General features: G+C 43.1%; 16 protein-coding genes. 7 read left to right on the top strand and 9 right to left on the bottom strand.

The window, feature by feature from the left end; translation table 11 throughout:
* Positions 1–136: 136 nt before the first annotated feature.
* The 8 genes from cobO to KPL72_RS14960 form a co-directional block, all read right to left on the bottom strand.
* Entirely contained in the window at positions 137–778 is a 642-nt protein-coding gene (gene cobO, locus KPL72_RS14925) for a cob(I)yrinic acid a,c-diamide adenosyltransferase (RefSeq protein WP_219703455.1), read from the bottom strand.
* Between the two features lie 45 nt (positions 779–823).
* On the bottom strand, positions 824–1,438 hold the full coding sequence (locus tag KPL72_RS14930; RefSeq protein WP_212918200.1) for a trimeric intracellular cation channel family protein: 615 nt from the start codon (positions 1,436–1,438) through the stop codon (positions 824–826).
* 78 nt (positions 1,439–1,516) lie between these two features.
* The gene (locus tag KPL72_RS14935) at positions 1,517–2,101 is read right to left on the bottom strand and encodes a histidine phosphatase family protein (RefSeq protein ID WP_219703456.1); all 585 of its coding nucleotides are present in this window, start codon (positions 2,099–2,101) and stop codon (positions 1,517–1,519) included.
* The gene (locus tag KPL72_RS14940; RefSeq protein WP_249422271.1) at positions 2,098–2,874 is read right to left on the bottom strand and encodes an adenosylcobinamide-GDP ribazoletransferase; all 777 of its coding nucleotides are present in this window, start codon (positions 2,872–2,874) and stop codon (positions 2,098–2,100) included. The genes KPL72_RS14935 and KPL72_RS14940 overlap by 4 nt, the downstream gene beginning before the upstream one ends.
* Before the next feature lie 68 nt (positions 2,875–2,942).
* Positions 2,943–4,004 (bottom strand): nicotinate-nucleotide--dimethylbenzimidazole phosphoribosyltransferase, encoded by a 1,062-nt coding sequence (gene cobT, locus KPL72_RS14945; RefSeq protein WP_219703458.1) that lies wholly within the window; start codon positions 4,002–4,004, stop codon positions 2,943–2,945.
* Positions 4,005–4,017: 13 nt separating this feature from the next.
* The gene (rlmB, locus tag KPL72_RS14950) at positions 4,018–4,785 is read right to left on the bottom strand and encodes a 23S rRNA (guanosine(2251)-2'-O)-methyltransferase RlmB (protein ID WP_100187386.1); all 768 of its coding nucleotides are present in this window, start codon (positions 4,783–4,785) and stop codon (positions 4,018–4,020) included.
* An 88-nt stretch (positions 4,786–4,873) separates the two neighbouring features.
* Entirely contained in the window at positions 4,874–7,414 is a 2,541-nt protein-coding gene (rnr, locus tag KPL72_RS14955; protein ID WP_249422278.1) for a ribonuclease R, read from the bottom strand.
* 422 nt (positions 7,415–7,836) lie between these two features.
* Positions 7,837–8,640: a pyruvate, water dikinase regulatory protein gene (locus KPL72_RS14960; protein ID WP_212918195.1), complete on the bottom strand. Its 804-nt coding sequence runs from the start codon at positions 8,638–8,640 to the stop codon at positions 7,837–7,839.
* Between the two features lie 220 nt (positions 8,641–8,860).
* On the opposite strand from KPL72_RS14960, the gene ppsA reads away from it, so the two are divergent.
* From ppsA to KPL72_RS14995, 7 genes are all read left to right on the top strand, one after another.
* Positions 8,861–11,260, top strand: coding sequence for a phosphoenolpyruvate synthase (ppsA, locus tag KPL72_RS14965; protein ID WP_219703460.1), 2,400 nt, complete (start codon positions 8,861–8,863; stop codon positions 11,258–11,260).
* Positions 11,261–12,800: 1,540 nt separating this feature from the next.
* Positions 12,801–13,955 carry a Shedu immune nuclease family protein gene (locus KPL72_RS14970; protein ID WP_219703461.1) on the top strand — a complete coding sequence of 385 codons (1,155 nt, stop codon included), beginning with the start codon at positions 12,801–12,803 and terminating at the stop codon, positions 13,953–13,955.
* Positions 13,956–14,054: 99 nt separating this feature from the next.
* Positions 14,055–14,537: a hypothetical protein gene (locus KPL72_RS14975; RefSeq protein ID WP_219703462.1), complete on the top strand. Its 483-nt coding sequence runs from the start codon at positions 14,055–14,057 to the stop codon at positions 14,535–14,537.
* Between the two features lie 68 nt (positions 14,538–14,605).
* A complete protein-coding gene (locus KPL72_RS14980; RefSeq protein ID WP_212918191.1) occupies positions 14,606–15,085 on the top strand; it encodes a hypothetical protein in 480 nt (159 codons plus the stop codon).
* A gap of 99 nt (positions 15,086–15,184) precedes the next feature.
* A complete protein-coding gene (locus KPL72_RS14985; RefSeq protein ID WP_212918190.1) occupies positions 15,185–15,994 on the top strand; it encodes an FRG domain-containing protein in 810 nt (269 codons plus the stop codon).
* A gap of 393 nt (positions 15,995–16,387) precedes the next feature.
* Entirely contained in the window at positions 16,388–16,663 is a 276-nt protein-coding gene (locus KPL72_RS14990) for a type II toxin-antitoxin system Phd/YefM family antitoxin (protein ID WP_219703463.1), read from the top strand.
* The gene (locus tag KPL72_RS14995) at positions 16,663–16,989 is read left to right on the top strand and encodes a type II toxin-antitoxin system RelE/ParE family toxin (RefSeq protein WP_219703464.1); all 327 of its coding nucleotides are present in this window, start codon (positions 16,663–16,665) and stop codon (positions 16,987–16,989) included. The genes KPL72_RS14990 and KPL72_RS14995 overlap by 1 nt, the downstream gene beginning before the upstream one ends.
* Before the next feature lie 104 nt (positions 16,990–17,093).
* Here the strand turns inward: KPL72_RS14995 and KPL72_RS15000 are convergent, their stop codons facing one another.
* Positions 17,094–18,221 carry a dienelactone hydrolase family protein gene (locus KPL72_RS15000; protein WP_219703465.1) on the bottom strand — a complete coding sequence of 376 codons (1,128 nt, stop codon included), beginning with the start codon at positions 18,219–18,221 and terminating at the stop codon, positions 17,094–17,096.
* Positions 18,222–18,489 lie beyond the last annotated feature (268 nt).

The following is an 18,489-nucleotide window of genomic DNA, read 5'->3' on the forward strand; positions in this document are numbered from 1 at the left end:
TTTGAGAATAAATCTCATTTGAATGCATTTTTTACATTATGAAGAGTCTGAGCAGGTCTAGCCCCAGACACAAAGAAAGGAAAGATAAAGGGATTGAAATAGAGAGTAATTCAGAAAGAGTAGCTCGCTGCGCGAACTACCACTCAATTCCGACTTGAGCTTTTACACCATTCGCAAAAGCATGACGTTCATTGGCAATTTTACTGTGGGTATCAACACTGTCTAACAAAACGCGTGGTGCTGTACGGCCTGTCATCATCACATTTTGATGAGCGGGACGAGCAGCCAACGCAGCGATCAAATCGTCTTCATTTAAATAGCCATATTTATACATGTAGGTAATTTCATCCAACAAAACAAAATGCACACTTGGGTCAGACAATACACTTTTAGCTAACGCCCACGCTTGCTCAGCGGCTTCTTTTTCCAATTCTGGGTTACGTGTTTCCCAAGTGAAACCATGTCCCATGACGTGAAAATCAACTAATGGATGAGAACCAAAGAACAGCTGTTCACCTGTCGCTTTTCGCCCTTTGATAAACTGAATTACCGCACTTTTTTGTCCATGTCCCAAAGCACGAGCCATGGTACCAAAGGCGCTAGAACTTTTGCCTTTGCCATTACCAGTTAGCAAGATGGTTACACCACGCTCTTGCGTTGCCGCTGCAATACGTTGATCAACAACCGCTTTTTTCTTCAACAAACGTGCTTCGTTCTTTTCTGCTTGTTCTGTGCTTTTTTGCTCTGTGACTTTTTGCCCAGGAGAAGGATCCGTCATAATTTGTCTCTTTAATGTCATTTTTTGTACTGTTTTTTTCTTATACTACTTTTTCTTGTACAACAACCAACTTGGGTAATACAAATCTTTATGTATCGCGAACACCCTTAGTATAAAGACTAAAGCGACTGCGTAAATCGAGTTAAACTCATGTGTCGGTACGTTTTTTTCAAGTAGCACTAATAACAAGGCGCCTAAGAATGCTGGTGTTGCGTAAAATTCTCGCCCCAACACCAAAGGTGGACGATGGCTCAAAATATCACGAATAATACCGCCAGCCACACCAGTAATAATACCCATAGTGATAGCAATCGTTGGCGGGAAACCTAAATTTAACACTTTCTCCGTTGCTACTACGGTAAAAAGCGCCAGACCAAAAGAGTCTGCATAATGGAAAACGGTTTGCCTATCTTCAATAAATCGCACCGTAAAAAACGCCAAAGCAGAAGATAAAAATGCCACCCACAAATAAGAGGTGTCTTCAACCCAATAAACCGTTTCCACCGATAAAACCGTGTCTCGAATCGTACCGCCACCCAATGACGTCACCATACCAAGAAATACCACGCTAAAAAGATCCATGTCTTTTTTGCCGGACGAAATAACCCCTGTGATTGCAAACGCAGCAATCCCAAACATACCCAAAAGATATAGCAACATTTTTTATTGATTCTCAATCGAACTTAAGACGATCTGGCGAATACCAAATCCAACATTAAAAGGCACTCGTTACTGACTCTATACCCAGTCACCAGCACCCAAACGCTTTAACATGACAAAATCCCCTTGAATGGAAAACTCCGTCAAACTGCTGAAGCCTACATCAATTCGGTGACATTGATCCAAAGGCCATTGGCATAGCATGCAGACAAACACCTTGATGACACCAGAATGAGCAACTAATACACAGCTCTCCATCGGCAAATCTTTTACCGACAGCCACCATTGCCAAACACGATCTGCCACAACTTGCAGCGACTCGCCATTATAAGGCGCTGAATGCACAATGTCGCCAGCCCAAAGATCTATTTCTTGCTTTGGAATATCTTGCCAACACAGCCCTTCCCAATCGCCAAAATCCAGTTCTTTTAGTGCGTCAACAACTTGTGATTTACCATCACCAATATGTTCAGCTAATCGTGCTGCTCGGCTTAACGGACTGTGAAAACACACATTTGATTCACCATCAAATTCGATCGACAAGGCATTTTTTAATGCTTGTGCTCCCTCTTCCCAACCATCGACAAGTGGCACATCCATATCACCGTAACACAGACCTTTCTTAACCTCTGGCCTTGGATGTCGAATCAAATAAAGCTTCACGAATAAGACACCAACAGACACAAGACAACAAATATTTCGCCTATCTGTTCGCTTGCCCCCAATGTATCGCCATTAAAGCCATCAATTTTTTTACGCAAATAAAGGCGCATCAAAAAGACTAAAACCGCTGCAAAAACAAAGGTAAGAATCAAATCGAACAAATTAAATGCCAACATACCAAGCAACAAGCAAGGCAACAAAGCCACCAGCCACTGGCTAGGTTCTAACTTAGCAATCATGCTCGATGCCTTACTTTGCCCCATGGTTACATAATCTAGTGTATTCATTAACACCAGAGGTATGAATCGAGCAATAACATGCACCACACACCAACCGCTTAAGGTATAAATAAAACCTAAAAACGAGTCCGGAATGATCTGCAACCATTCACTAAGCAACAACCATTTCAGTGTTAAGGAAAACCAAATAGACAAGGCGGCATAACTGCCAATGCGCGAATCTTTCATGATCGACAAGCGTTGCTCTTTATCCCAACCGCCAACCAAACCATCACAACTGTCCATCAGACCATCTTCGTGAAATCCACCGGTTAATAACACCGCGGTCAACAACATAAAAAGCGCTTGCAAAGACGTCGACCAATCAAACCATAATGGCCAAGCGCTCAGTAAACCGACAACCAAACCAATCCATGATAAAAAGCACACCGCTGGGATGTGCTTTATGTCATCACTCCAATCCACCTTCAGTGGGATTCGAGTATAAGTAACAAGGCTACGTTTAAAGCCTTGCCAATAAGGGCCAATAATCATGCCTTTCATCTTTGTTTTTACTAACCTAGTTATTTATATAGTTGGCCAATAGCCTATTTGAACGAAAGCTATTTAGAATCACTCACACCAGCACTTTCAAAGCTCGCCATCTTATTCAAAAACAGACACGCACTGTTGATTAATGGATAAGCTAAAATAGCACCAGAACCTTCGCCCAAACGCAGATCAAGTGACAAAATAGGTTCCGCATTCAAATGATCAAGTAGCAACTTGTGAGCTTTTTCATTCGATTGATGAGCAAAAGCAGCATACTCACGCACATTAGGCGCAACCTTTTGCGCAAACAGCAAAGCCACTGAACAGATAAAACCATCCACCACGAAGGCCGTCTGGCGCTGAGCCGATTGCAACATAGCACCAGCCATCGCCAAAATTTCAAAACCACCGACCTGTTCCGCGAGAGTTTGGGCACTCCAGTCAGACATCATCTGGCCAGTTTCTTGTTCTGCACGCTTTAGTGATTGCTCAATAATCTGCGCCTTATGGGAAACCCCAGCAATGTCCAATCCAGTGCCACGTCCAGTGCTGTCTATCGCGCTAACACCAATTAATGCCGTCATCATGCAAGAAGACACACAAGTGTTACCAATGCCCATTTCACCAAACATCAACAAGTTCACGCCATCATCAATAGCAAGATTGGCTTCGTCAACACCCGCTTGAATCGCTTGTTCAAGTTGCTGAGTTGTCATTGCTGCTTGTTGACTAAAGTCTTTCGACGAAAAGGCAACTTTGCGCGCACCTAATAAAGGATGCGCAGCTAATTCTGCATTCACACCTACATCAACAATTCGCAGCGGCACATTATGTTGCTCACAAAAAACACTCACAGCAGCACCGCCCATCAAGAAGTTCATCACCATTTGTGGTGTTACTTCTTGAGGAAACAAACTAATGCCCTGTGCGACAACACCATGATCAGCTGCAAAGATGATCATCTTAGGTTTTGACGTATCTGGCGTTAACGTTTGCTGAATTTTACCAAGCTGAAAAGCAATGTTTTCCAACTCGCCCAGCGCACCTAACGGTTTAGTTTTGTTATCAATTTTGTGTTGTAACTGTTCGGCAATAACAGCCGAAGGTGCCGGAATATTAAATTGCTTAAACAAGGCTTTGTGCCCCTTAACCTTTGGCCTTAACAGCGCGTTGACGCACTACTTCGTAGAGACAAACACCGGTCGCTACTGACACATTCAAACTAGAAACCACACCAGCCATAGGCAGTTTCACTAAATAATCACATTGCTCACGAGTCAAACGACGCATGCCATCTCCTTCTGCGCCCATAACAATCGCCGTCGGAATGGTTAAGTCTTGCTCGTAAATAGTTTGTGTCGCTTCGCCAGCCGTGCCAAAGATCCACACACCTTGGTCCTGCAACTTCTTCATGGTGCGAGCAAGGTTGGTCACTGCATACACAGGAATGCTTTCAGCGGCACCGCAAGCGACTTTGCTTACCGTTGCATTCAAAGGCGCAGAATTATCCTTTGGCATCACAACCGCATGAGCGCCAGCTGCGTCAGCACTACGCAAACAAGCACCCAAATTATGCGGATCTGTCACGCCATCTAGAATAATGATCAACGGCGTTTCATCTAAACCCGCGATTAGCGTATGCAAGTCTGCTTCATTACCCGCTTTGTTCATTGTGGTATAAGCGACAACACCTTGGTGAACCACACGATCTTTATTTGAGGTAAACAATTGATCGAGATCGCGGCGGGCAACAACGCTATGACGCACTTTATTTGCCTTACAAAGCTGCATTAAGCGCTGAGTTTTCTTATCGTCACGGCCTTCTTGAAAACGCACTTCTTTGATACGTTCTGGCTGTTGGTTCAACGCATTTTCCACGGCATGTATGCCGTATATCCATTCTAAATCTGACATCTTTTACTCTATTAATTTGGGGGCATACGCCCCCCTTTTACTCATCTAGAAAGTTATTCATCTATAAAGCTCAGTTCACAGCTTCAGATCAGTCTTTTGCTTTTGGCTTAGCGTTGCTCTTTTTCGGCTTTTTCGGCTTTTTCGTTTTTTTAGCCGCTGCCGTTGGCTTACCATTTGCCGAAACAGTACCCGACTTTTTCTGTCTGATACGTTTGCCTTTAGAAGCCGGCGAACGACGCTTTTTCTTCGCCTTGCCATCCGACTCTTTAGCCTCTGATTTGCCATCTTTCGACTTATCGCCTTCTACTTTGGCGGCAGACTTAGGCTTAGGTCGACCACCCAATTCAATAGGCGGCAACTGAGCTAATTGCATTTCAAGCTCCGACATTTCGTTGCGTTCCACTTTTTTACGTGGTTGACGCGCAGCGCTTTCGTCCAAACTCAAATCAATCTTACGCTGTTCCAAGTTCACATTAGACACTCGAACTTTCAAGGTATCGCCAAGACGGAACACTCGACCCGTTCGTTCACCAATAATCGCCTGATGCTCCATGTCGTGAACAAAGTAATCTTGTCCAAGCCCTGAAATATGCACCAAACCATCGACAAACAAACCTTGTAGCTCAACGAACAAACCAAACGAGGTCACAGCAGTAACAACACCATCAAACGGTTCGCCCAAATGCTGTTCAACGTATTGGCATTTCAACCAAGCTTCTACATCACGGGTTGCTTCATCAGCACGGCGCTCAGTCAAGGAACAAGAATCCCCTAAACCATCCATATCGGCGTGATTGTAACCATAGATTTTGCGTTCTTTCAGTTCTGGGCTACCTGCCACACGATGGGCCTGACGCACGGCTGGACGACCTTCACCACGAATCAAGTAACGGATCGCGCGGTGAACCAACAAATCTGGGTAACGACGAATTGGCGACGTAAAGTGCGTATAAGCTTCGTAATTCAAACCAAAGTGGCCCAAATTATCCGCTTGATATACAGCCTGAGACATAGAGCGCAGCATCATGGTCTGAATACTACGAGCATCCGCTCGATCTTTAATGCTTTCAGACAATGCCGCGTAATCTGCTGGCGTCGGTTTCGTACCGCCGGTCAACTCTAGACCTAGCAAACCAAGGTAAGTACGCAAGGTTAACAAACGGTCGTCTTTTGGCCCTTCGTGAACACGGAACAAGGCAGGCAAATCTGCAGTAATCAACAATTCTGCTGCCGCCACGTTGGCGCACAACATACATTCTTCAATCAGTTTATGAGCGTCGTTACGTTCAACTGGAATAATGTGTTCAATCTTAGAATTCTCGTCGAATACCATGCGGGTTTCGATGGTATCGAATTCCATCGCACCGCGTTCATCACGAGCGCCTTTTAACACATGATACAAACCGTTTAAATCATCGATGTGTGACACGATAGACGCATAACGCTCACGAAGTTCAATACCTTGCTCTTCTGGCTCGTCGTCGATCATTTTCGCGACTTTGCTGTAGGTTAGACGAGCATGAGAGCGGATAATACCTTCATAAAACTTGAAGCCGCGCATCTTGCCTTTCGTCGTCAAAGACACTTCCGCCACCATCGCCAAACGATCTACATCTGGGTTAAGTGAACACAAACCATTCGACAAAACTTCCGGCAACATAGGGATAACACGACCTGGGAAATAGACCGAGTTACCACGAACAATCGCTTCTTCATCTAGCGCAGTGCCTTTCTTCACATAGTGGGAAACGTCGGCAATGGCAACAAACAACTTCCAACCGCCCGGTGTTTTTTCACAATATACCGCGTCATCAAAGTCACGCGCGTCTTCACCATCGATAGTAACAAAAGGTGTATCACGTAAATCAACACGATGTTCTTTGTCTTCTTCAGCAACTTCTGTGGTGAAGTTTTTAATTTGTTTTTCAACCGCAGCTGGCCACTCGTTAGGAATTTCATAACGGTGCATTGCTACTTCGATTTCAACACCTGGCGCCATAAAGTCACCAAGGACTTTTTTCACCAAGCCTTGAGCTGGTTTACCGCGCTCAGCGTAGCTAACAATTTCCGCCAACACATATTGACCATGCTTTGGCGTTAAGCCAGAGTCAGTGGTGATCAAGATATCTTGAGCGATACGTGGATTCTCTGGTGTCACGAAAGCCGTGCGGCTCTCTTCATAATATCGGCCAACAAGTTGCGTGTGCTTACGTTCTAGCACCTCAACCACGACACCATCTAAGCGACCTTTAACGCTACGACCAGAAAGGCGTGCTTTTACTTTATCGCCATCCATCACGTTCTGCATTTGACGGGCAGACAGGAAAATATCGTCATCGCTTTGACGCAATAAGAAACCATGACCTTCTTTATTGCCTTGAACGTAACCTTCGATCAGATCACTTTCTAAAATCGGCGAGTATTCGTCATTTTGGTTGCTGGTCATTTGACTGTCTCGGCACATAGCGATGAGACGACGACGGAGGGCTTCGATTTCGTCTTCGCCAGTCAGCGAAAACTCTTTGCATAAATCTAAGTGACCCATGCTTTTATTTTGGGTGGCAAGAAACTCTAGAATGAATTCACGGCTTGGTACGGGATTATCGTACTTAGACGCTTCTCGCTGCATGTGTGGATCGTTAATTTTTTTATTACTCAATGTATTTTTATCCTTGGTTTTTTCAATAAGACGCCCTTTTATAAAATAGAAATATGAACATCTCACTATTTAGAACATTTGCAGTACTCGCTATCGCTTCTGATAAGCCACTTAATGCGAGTCACTGTCGCGCTCAATTAATCGTCATTATAGAGCATATTAACCAAATACTCTGCAAGTTAGCGCAGCTCTTAGCATTATCTGCACACTCTCTTCGAGTAAATTTGGTAATTACACAACAAATAGCCCTTATGACTCGATATTTGTCTGTCTTTTACAAGCATTTGTAATGCCATTTTGGCCTAAGCGAAATATTTTCATTACTTAATTGTCTAAATTTCAAGCAAAAACGATGAACCCATCGAATTATCTGATCATTCCGCCAAGTATTTTTACTGTCTATGACGCACCAAATCCATTTCCGCCATCACTTTGGTGGAAATTTCTTCCACAGACAGTTTTGTTGAATTCAAAAAAGGGATGCGTTCTTGGCGATATAAAGACTCCACTTCGTCCACTTCATAGCGACATTGGCGAGCCGAGGCATACTTACTCGCCGCCATTCGACCAGTACGAATTTCATGCAACCGCTGAGCGTCTATCGTCAAACCAAATAACTTTTTCTTATGATCTTTTAACACCTTAGGCAAACCAGGCGTAGAAAAGTCATCTTCGGTAATTGGATAGTTTGCCGCTTTGATACCGTACTGCATCGCCAAATACAAACTGGTCGGCGTTTTGCCTGAGCGAGATACACCCAACAAGATAATATCCGCCTCGGCAAAATTCTTCACCGATGCCCCGTCATCATTCGCCAACGCGTAGTTTATGGCGTCTATTCGGCCATCATAAACGCCCTCTTTCATACCATGGGCTTTCTGTGCTGTCGGCTGGGCTTTCACGCCTAAAGCTTGTTCAATCGGCGACAATAAATCTCCAAACAAGTTGTAACAATGGCAATCACAAGAATCGATGATATCGCGAATCGTCACATCAGAAATAGTATAAAAAACCAGCAAAGCAATACCTTGCTGCACTTCCAAATTAATCTGTTGTTTTAAGCCTTCCGCCCGATCTTTAGTACCCAAAAACGGCACACTTTTTGTCTCTACCGCCACATCAAAAAAGGACAGCATTGCCGACCCAAATACCTCAGCAGTGATCGCTGTCCCGTCCGATACAAAATACACTTTCATGCGTTTTTTTCCCGTTTTTGTTGTTATCTAACGACATTCGTTTTTTCGATTGAAATAAAACTACATCGAATAATCGATTTTATTCAAAGCAACTACCCTACATACAATGAACCCAGACCGAGCGCTTTGACAAGAGCACGAAGCAATTTGATAAGTGCCTAATGTCTACTTGGCAAACCAGCCATATTCTTTTAATAAGAAAAAATAATTGGAGTCTCTTGTGAGCAAATTTATTAAGTGGTTTAAAGATCTTCATATGGAAGATGTCGGTGAAGTAGGCGGAAAAAACGCCTCTTTAGGTGAAATGATTTCCAACCTGACAGACCTTGGCATTCAAGTGCCAAACGGTTTCGCAACTACTTCCTATGCTTATCAAAGCTTCATCACAGAAAGCGGCCTAGACGAGAAAATCCATCAAGCACTAGACGCATTGGATGTGGACGACGTTCACGCCCTCGCTGAAACCGGCGTAAAAATTCGCCAATGGATTGAAGACGCGACTTTCTCGGCAGAATTTGATCGAGAAATCGAAGCGGCTTTCGCAACCCTTTGCGATGACAACGCAGACGACACCTCATTTGCGGTTCGTTCTTCTGCCACAGCGGAAGATTTACCAGACGCGTCTTTCGCAGGTCAGCAAGAAACTTTCCTAAACGTGAAAGGCTTGGCAGACATCAAAGCTTCTATCAAACGCGTATTTGCTTCTCTGTTTAACGACCGTGCGATTTCTTACCGCGTTCACCAAGGCTTCGAACACCAAGGCGTATCTTTGTCCGCTGGTATTCAAAAAATGGTACGAAGCGACATCGGTGCTTCTGGTGTTCTTTTCACTCTAGACACAGAATCCGGCTTTGACGAGGTAGTTTTCATCACAGCTGCATACGGCCTAGGGGAAATGGTTGTACAAGGCACCGTGAACCCAGACGAATACTACGTTCACAAACCAACACTGGCAGCTAATCGTCCAGCCGTTGTACGTAAAAGCCTAGGCAGCAAAGCACAAAAAATGGAATACGCCGAAGCTGGCAGCGATGACGAATTCGTCAAAATCGTCCCAGTCGCTTTGGATGACCAAAACCGCTTTGCACTGACTAACGACGAGATTCAAGACCTTGCTCGCCAAGCCTGCATCATTGAAAAACACTACAAGCGTCCAATGGACATTGAGTGGGCGAAAGACGGCATCGACGGCAAAATCTACATTGTTCAAGCGCGTCCAGAAACCGTTCGTAGCCAAACCAATGCCCAAAGCATGGAACGATACAACCTGAAGAAAACTTCTCAAGTGATGATCACAGGGCGCGCTATTGGTCACAAAATCGGCACAGGCGCGGTAAAAGTATTGTCTTCTATTACCGAGATGGACCGCATCCAACCGGGCGACGTTTTAGTAACCGACATTACCGACCCAGATTGGGAGCCAATCATGAAGCGTGCTTCAGCGATTGTTACCAACCGTGGTGGTCGTACTTGTCACGCGGCGATTATTGCCCGTGAACTGGGTATTCCAGCGGTTGTAGGCTGTGGTGATGCAACCGACGTCTTGAAAGATGGCCAAGTGGTAACCGTATCTTGTTCACAAGGCGACATGGGCTTTGTTTACCAAGGCGAACTACCATTCGACATCATCACCTCTGAAGTCGGCAACATGCCAGAACTGCCAGTAAAAATCATGATGAACGTGGGTAACCCAAACCGCGCCTTCGACTTTGCCATGTTGCCAAACGCAGGTATTGGCTTAGCGCGCCTAGAGTTCATCATCAACCGCATGATCGGCATCCACCCGAAAGCCCTATTGAACTACGCAGACATGACACCAGCACTGCAAGAAGAGATCAACCACCGCATTGCAGGTTACTCAAGTCCAGTAGAATTCTACGTCGACAAATTGGTAGAAGGCGTAGCCACATTGGCATGTTCTTTCTCTCAAAAACCAGTCATCGTGCGTTTATCTGACTTCAAATCAAACGAATACCACAACCTAGTGGGTGGTCCATTATTTGAACCAGATGAAGAAAACCCAATGCTTGGTTTCCGTGGTGCGGCGCGCTACATCGACGACTCTTTCCGCGACTGCTTCGCCCTAGAATGTGAAGCCATTCGCCGAGTACGTAACGACATGGGCCTGACCAACGTACAAATCATGATCCCATTTGTGCGCACTTTAGAAGAAGCACAACAAGTCACCGAACTGCTTGCAGAGCAAGGTTTGGCACGTGGTGAAAATGGCCTGAAAGTCATCATGATGTGCGAACTACCGTCTAACGCCCTACTGGCTGACGAGTTCCTAGAATACTTCGATGGCTTCTCCATCGGCTCGAACGACTTAACTCAGCTAACACTCGGACTTGACCGCGACTCTGGGTTGATCGCAGACAAATTCGACGAACGAAATCCAGCGGTTAAAAAATTGCTCAAAATGGCAATCACCGCCTGTCGTGAACAAGGCAAATACGTCGGCATCTGCGGCCAAGGCCCATCCGACCACGCCGACTTCGCCGACTGGCTCGTCGCCCAAGGCATCGAAAGCATGTCTCTTAACCCAGACACAGTGATCGAAACTTGGCTACACCTTGATGAAGTATTGAAAAATACCGAATTGAACAACAAAGCCATTTAAAGAATCTTCCGCCGCGCGGCAATCCGCGCAGCGGGAAACTAGTCTGCGTTTGGTGTTGTGTTTTTTAATACAACACCAGATCAGAATGCTGTGTAAAAGCAGCGCGTGACCTTATCGTAGTCACTCCCTAGTTTTATAGCCCCGCTCTGCGGGGCTTTTTTTTGAGCCCCTTCCCCTTTCCTGTAGGTTGGGCTTTAGCCCAACAACCCCAAAACAAATCTAGACACAGCAGCTTCCATTCAAACGCTTTGTATTCCCAACCTTTTATTCCGCCCTGCTGAGCGGGTAACTTTTTGCTAGCGCCCAAAAAGTAACCAAAAATTCGCTTTAAGATCTTTAATGCCTGATTTTCCTCATAGGTGCATGATTGTTCCCCTACGCTCGTTTTATCGCAAGGCATAGATTGTCTAGCAGACTGGAGAGAAGATATTTTTAACTGACTCTGAAACGCCATAAAGTCGCGCAACTTCGTCGCGTCGAACTGACTTCATCTGTGATGCTGGTTTTTCGTAGGGCGTGATGAGGGAGGTACGACCGTAATCCGCCGTTGAAAGCGAAGCTTTCATTGTAGGTCGCGGCTTCAGCCCGACGCGGAATTGACGTTCCNTGTGATGCTGGTTTTTCGTAGGGCGTGATGAGGGAGGTACGACCGTAATCCGCCGTTGAAAGCGAAGCTTTCATTGTAGGTCGCGGCTTCAGCCCGACGCGGAATTGACGTTCCATTCAAACGCTTTGCATTCCCAACCTTTTATTCCGCCCTGCTGGGCGGGTAACTTTTGCCCAGATCCGCAAAAGTAACCAAAAAGTCTCTTTGTGGGGCTATCGCCCAAACGTCTCATTCACTTTGTTTATTATCGTTTTGGCAAGACGGTTTTTATCGTAAGGCATAGATTGTTTTTGCAGGCTTGAGAAAAGATATTTTTAACTGACTCTGAAACTCCATAAAGTCGCGCAATCAGGATTGCGTCGAACTGACTTCATCGGGATTTCAAGCGCAGAAGGTAATGTCTACTGATCACCAAGTCCCTTCCCCTTTTATCTTCAAGGGGAAGGCGGAGGATGGGGTTAATCTCTTTTCGACTATATTCCCACCTACCCGTAGGGCATCATGAGCGCAGCGTAATGTGCCGCTGAAAGCGAAGCTTTCATTATTCCCACTAAAAATAAGTCATTCCCGCGAAGGCGGGAATCGATCTCTTATGGGCTAGGATAAGAAACTGCCTTTTTGAGCCGAAAATTAAAACGTAATTTATGGGTGTAAATACAGTTTATTTTTATGGTTGCCAAATTTTGGCTCGGTTTGCCAGTTTTAAATAGTCGTTTTTTGCGTATTTGTACTGGCAGCAAATTAAAAAGTCTCCTAATATCAATGAATAAGCATATCGGAAGACGAAATAATATGCTGGAAATAAATGCGTAAATGCGCATGCTCATTTTTTCAGGATTTAATTTCTTCTTCAGAAGCTTTGAAATTAGCTCAATGCGCACTTGCGATAAAAATATTAGTTCATTAAATTTTTTTCATAAAAACGGAGTCAATATGGATGATTTCACACTACCACCATTGACTGATGAGGATGTCATTTTAAACTCTAGGTTAGAACATTTGTATAACCATGATTTTGGTGGAGGTCGTTTTTTTCAAGTTATCTTTTCAGACCAAAATGAAACTCATGTAAAATTAGCAGCAAGAACTTCTTTCAAGGTTATCTATCTTAAAGATAAAGACAATATTGAAGGGTTTGAAATTATTAAAGTGGTCTCTGGTAAAGAAAAAGAACGCGTGAAGTTATCTAAGTTTAACTTGGAACAACTTACATGTTTCTTAGAGTTCATACAGGAGCTGGACTTCAAAGATATTACTAAACGCCGAATATCATTAGCCGATGACGAATTAAGCATTTTAGATTCTGAAACCAAAGCAAAAATCGCCACTTTGCTTAGTGGTGAAGATGGGGGAGACTTGGTTTACGATCTATTAGATAAAGGTCTAATTACAAATCAAGATCTTGTTAATACCGGTTACAGAAAGCACCAATTAGAGGTGTTTGAGTCGTTATTATATAAAGATGGCTTGTCAGCATATAAAGAGCAAATAGATACACCAAACACTAAAGATGAAACAGCTTGGCAGCATTTTTTCAGTTCCAATGAATGGATATTTGGTTACGGCCTAGATTATCGATTTCAAGGAATCCTTCAAAAAGAATTTCATGCTTCAACGTCAAATGCTGCAGGTAAAGATGAAGTTATATCAGACTTTCTATTGGGTGATAGGAGATTTACTACTTTTGTGGAGTTGAAACTACCGACTACGAACTTATTCAATAAGTCAAAAAACAGGTCTAATTGTTGGAGTCTATCAAATAACCTTATCGATGCCTACTCACAAATTCTAGAGCAAAAAGCTAGTGGTCAAATTAAAATTGAAACTACCAAAGAGCTTATAGGTGATGACTATGAAGAAATTAAGCAAAAAGCTTATGACTCTAAAACCATATTGATATTGGGGTCTTGGTCAGAAATAAAAGATGACTCTCCCGGAATTAAGCGGATTAAAGAAAAAACGTTAGAATTGTTTCGTAGAGACTCAAGAAATGTAGAACTAGTTACTTACGATGAACTCTATGATAGAGCGAGATTTATAGTACATAATGAAAAGCATGCAAAGCAAAACCAACAATCGCAATCATAGCGTCTCGTGCGAGACGTGCATGTTGCGAACGTTCAGAAGCCCCATTCGACACAACCGCAATATTTCTTGCAGCGTTAACCTGAAATAAGCAGAGAGAACATGTTTTCAATCATAGATCTTCATCATGACTACTTACTTATCTCAAAAATGAAGATTCCAACAAAAAGAAAAGCACGATTAATTACTGAACTATTAGCCGAGTCAGATAACCCTTGGAGAGTTATAGGTATCACGGAAAAGGCATTTAAAGTGTTTCCTGAGAACGATTTTGATCGAATCCCTCGAATGAGGATTAATCGAGCTCATCTTGTTAACAGGATTGAGACTTTTACCCATCTTTTTGAAAAAATCTATACTGATCCAAATGAATGGTGGAATTATTATTATGATCGAGATAAAACAATATTATCTACTTCATCTGAAAACATGACAAATGATCTTTCTAGCATAATATATTTTGACCGCTTTGACTTTTTTAATGTGAAAGATAATTTATTCAAAACTGTTGGCTTTACATGGTCTTATAGTAAAAAGAAAGAAAAGCAATTTCTTATGCAATTGGCAAAAGAGCTAAATGCATAACAAAGCACTCAAGCCGACTGCGCTAACGCGCAGTCGCTGAGTTTAATCGTTAACCATCTGGGAGAGATATGTCCGAGTATAAGCTTATGAAAGAAATCATAGATCTTTCAGTATCCAAGGTTTGGGATGCCGCGAAGCTCGAATGGTCGTTGGCACAAATATATGAGGCAGATGAGCCTGAACGCTGTTTGTGCGGCCACTTCCCAATCATTGAAATATGTATATTGCAAAACAAGCATAATCATAACCAAGCTACGCTTGGAAACTGCTGCGTTAAAAAGTTCATAGGACTGCCTTCGGATAAAATATTCCAAGCTGTTAAGCGTGTGCGTAAAGATAATGAGAAATCACTCAATGCCGAAGCTATAATCCATACGTATAGAAACGGCTGGATTAATGAGTGGGAGTACAACTTTTCCATCGATACTATACGGAAGATAAAACTGTCAGTGAAACAGCTTCAAACACGCGTCAAAGTGAATGAAAAATGCTGTTCAACATGCGTCGTGGCAATCAAAATGGTTAACAAGGTAATAAAAAATCGCTAGCAAAAGGCGCAGGCTTGACTCACTACCGCTCACCTTTATTGCGGCGTTATGTTTTTAGGAAAATTTTGTGGAAATAACAATTAGAACAATTAGGGCCAGATGAAAATTAAAACTATAAAAAATTGGAGTGAATTTGATAATGCTGTCGGAAGAAAAAACTTCCGCAAGTGGATTTTTAGAGGACAATCCTATTCAGATTGGCCTCTTGAAAGTTCATTGCATCGTGCATTCGAAGAAGCACAGTCAATACATAAACTTAAAAGCGGGAAAGAAAAAAAACTTAACCGAGTTGAGCATGAAAAGGTAATGATAGACCGTTTCAAGTGTAATGCTCACTTGTATCTCGATCACTTGCCTCAGCCTGAAGATCTATTAAGTTGGCTTTCATTAATGCAGCATCACGGTGCTCCGACTAGGCTGTTAGACTTTTCATTTTCACCCTATGTTGCATTGTTTTTTGCTTTAGAGTCTGGTGAAGAGGATGCTGCTGTTTATTGTATTAATCATGATGCCATCCGAAACGACGATGATGAATATTTTGGGAAGAATCGGCTTGAAGTATATTCCAGAATTCTTGAACCTATAAATAGGCAAGATGATCCATGCCTTTTCGCATTTGAGCCTACATTTTCTAACCAACGTTTACTTTCTCAGCAAGGTCTATTTGTGGCAACGAATACGCTAGACTTAAGCCATGGAAAGATATTGAACGACTACGACATTCAAGATACCGATGTCATTAAAATAGTTATACCTGCTGAACAAAGGTTCGAGGGCCTTAGGAAATTAAATAAGATGAATATCAACTCTTCTAATATATATCCAGGCTTAGATGGTTTTTGTAAGAGTATGCGCAGACAGCCAATTTTTGGTCTCGAGTGGCAGAGAAGAGTTGGAAATGAACTTTAGGACAAGCCGCTGAAAGCGCCGTCACAAGCCCATCCCGAATGCGCGACCCTATGGAGTTTCAGAGTCAGTTAAAAATATACTTCCCAGCACCATCAAAAACAATCTATGCCTTACGATATAAATCGTCTTGCTAAAGCTAACCTAAAACGGATTGAGTCAGACGTTTGGGCGATAGCCCGATTAAAGATTTTTTGGTAACTTTTTTATCGCTTGAAAGAAGTTACCCACTCAGCTTTCCCCTGAATTAAAACTCGGAAATAAAGATCGGGAATACAAAGCGTTTGAATGGAAACCTTTATAAAGCCCAGCGTTAGTAAGGATATCTTATCAAGGCTATTTCATTGACCGAGGACCTGTTTAAGGACTATATTTGGTCGTAACAAAGAGGTATTTATGAAACTATCAGATCAAATCAAACCTATTAGCTATTTGAAAGCTCATGCCGCTGAAGTCGTGCGTAACCTGTCTACAAATATGCAGCCGATGGTGATCACTCAAAACGGTGAGGCTAAGGCGGTTATACAAGACATCAAAAGCTATGAGCAAACTCAAGAGACTATGGCGCTACTTAAGATGTTGGCTCTGGGGCAGCGCCAAGTAGAAGAAGGGAAAGTTCAGCCTGCAGGTGATGTTGTTGCCAAGCTTCGTAATCGGAGCAAAAGTCGCTAATGAGTTATCAGGTATTTCTCACTGATGATGCCGCTTACGATCTTGAGGCTCTATACGACTATATCGAATCTCATGATGTCCCAGAAAAGGCTGATTACGTTCTCGACAAAATTGAGGAAACATTTTTAAGCCTTGCCGATAATCCAGAACGCGGGACTTATCCAAATGAGTTGCTAGCTATCGGCCTACGGGAGTATCGAGAAATCTATTTCAAACCCTACCGTATTATTTATCGAATCAACTCGCTGTCTGTTTATGTCATGGTGATCGCCGATGGTCGTCGCGATATGCAATCGCTTCTAGAACGCCGTTTGTTCCAAGACTAAGGGGAATAAAGGGTCAGTCAGGATTAGATGAAAAATAGGATAACTTTTCATCTAAAAGATTTAACCTTCCCTTTTGAAATTTTCCTAGCAGTATAAAACAACCCCTAACGTCCAAACTGTTGGTCTAACCAATCAAAAGAAGCGTTTTGCATGTCTGCTGTGTAAGTGTGGCCTTTGTTTGGCCAGATTTTTGTTTCTAAACTATCTGATACGTTATTAGCAGCCCAAACAGAATGCAGGGTTGAAAAAGCGTCGTTGACCGAGTCAACAGGAAATAATGTGTCTTCTTCACCCGCATAGACTAAAAGTGGCTTGGGAGCGCTGAGGGCGGCGATATCTGGATAATCTAGGTATCGAGCGATAAATGGATGTAACATGGCAAACGCAGATTGACCTTTTAGTTGATTGTTTCCGGGAACCATTAATCCTTTCATGGTCGCCATCCAGCAGTCGACGATACCTGCTGTAATGTCATCTGATAAAGCTGTCACTTGCCAAGCACGAAATGCGCCCATAGAAAAACCAACCGCTGCGACCTGAGTTTTATCAACCTTAGGTAAATTAGCGAGAAATTTAGCTGCTCGTACATCTTCCAAAGCAATAATGCCTGCGTAAGAAGTGCCTAGGTTAAACAGATTGGACGCCAATGCTTGTTGCGAATCGGTTTTAAAACCGTCAACGCTTCTATCGCCCCAGCCCAAAGCGTCAATGGATAAAACAACATAACCACGTTTCGCAAGCACATCTCCAGGAAAGCGACCTGTGAAGAATTTATCAGCCCATGCTTTGGAAGAAGTAAGGCGTTTGTCGTCCCCCCACGTTTCGACAAATTTTTCTTTGCCTATATCGAACTTACTGCCATGGTCATGCAAAAACAGTGCGGCGGGAAAAGGACCGTCTCCTTTTGGAACTAACAAGAGCGCTAAGACTCGACTCTCATTGCTGATATTAAAGACTATTTTTTTCGCGAGATAACTGCCACGATCCATTTCATCAATCACCACGGCATCAAAAGGAGTATAATCCTGATAAGGAAAAATTAATTCTTTAGCTTTAGCTAACCCTTTTTCTTTCCATGCTTGCGGGTCTTGAATAGTTTCATTCCAGCCTAAAGCGAACGGTATTCGATCTTTAAGTTTTTGGTAGAACAAAGGAAAACTGCGGTCTGGGGAGTTTATTGCTTGAGTCTGATAATCCGTTGGGATTTGGTCATCTACCTCGCTGGTTGTCACGTTTTGGGCCCACCCTGAGAAAGAAAAAGTTACGCATAGCGAAGCTAAAAACACTTTTGTTTTACGTTCCATGTCATCACCGAATTTTATTAGATTTATTGTTAATTCAGCTTTTTAAGATAAAGATATCTACGTGATAATCAACTATTTTTCAGACAAGTTAGTGGCTGTTTTTTGCTAATAAAGAAAGCTTGCAGGCTAGCGCCCTCTCCACACATATCGCCGAATGCGCATCATTGGCGGCATAAAGAATCTGGTTTTCTTTCAG

The sequence above is a fragment of the Marinomonas lutimaris genome (assembly GCF_019426345.1).
In the GTDB taxonomy this organism is placed as follows: Bacteria; Pseudomonadota; Gammaproteobacteria; order Pseudomonadales; family Marinomonadaceae; genus Marinomonas; species Marinomonas lutimaris.

Bases quoted from the DNA above. Each gene is read 5' to 3' on its own strand.
- KPL72_RS14930 (WP_212918200.1), bottom strand. From the start codon at position 1,438: ATGTTGCTATATCTTTTGGGTATGTTTGGGATTGCTGCGTTTGCAATC.
- KPL72_RS14995 (WP_219703464.1), top strand. From the start codon at position 16,663: ATGAGTTATCAGGTATTTCTCACTGATGATGCCGCTTACGATCTTGAG.
- KPL72_RS14940 (WP_249422271.1), bottom strand. From the start codon at position 2,874: ATGATTATTGGCCCTTATTGGCAAGGCTTTAAACGTAGCCTTGTTACT.
- rnr (WP_249422278.1), bottom strand. From the start codon at position 7,414: ATGCAGCGAGAAGCGTCTAAGTACGATAATCCCGTACCAAGCCGTGAA.
- rlmB (WP_100187386.1), bottom strand. From the start codon at position 4,785: ATGTCAGATTTAGAATGGATATACGGCATACATGCCGTGGAAAATGCG.
- KPL72_RS14985 (WP_212918190.1), top strand. From the start codon at position 15,185: ATGAAAATTAAAACTATAAAAAATTGGAGTGAATTTGATAATGCTGTC.
- KPL72_RS14980 (WP_212918191.1), top strand. From the start codon at position 14,606: ATGTCCGAGTATAAGCTTATGAAAGAAATCATAGATCTTTCAGTATCC.
- KPL72_RS14960 (WP_212918195.1), bottom strand. From the start codon at position 8,640: ATGAAAGTGTATTTTGTATCGGACGGGACAGCGATCACTGCTGAGGTA.
- KPL72_RS14975 (WP_219703462.1), top strand. From the start codon at position 14,055: ATGTTTTCAATCATAGATCTTCATCATGACTACTTACTTATCTCAAAA.
- cobO (WP_219703455.1), bottom strand. From the start codon at position 778: ATGACGGATCCTTCTCCTGGGCAAAAAGTCACAGAGCAAAAAAGCACA.
- KPL72_RS14970 (WP_219703461.1), top strand. From the start codon at position 12,801: ATGGATGATTTCACACTACCACCATTGACTGATGAGGATGTCATTTTA.
- KPL72_RS14990 (WP_219703463.1), top strand. From the start codon at position 16,388: ATGAAACTATCAGATCAAATCAAACCTATTAGCTATTTGAAAGCTCAT.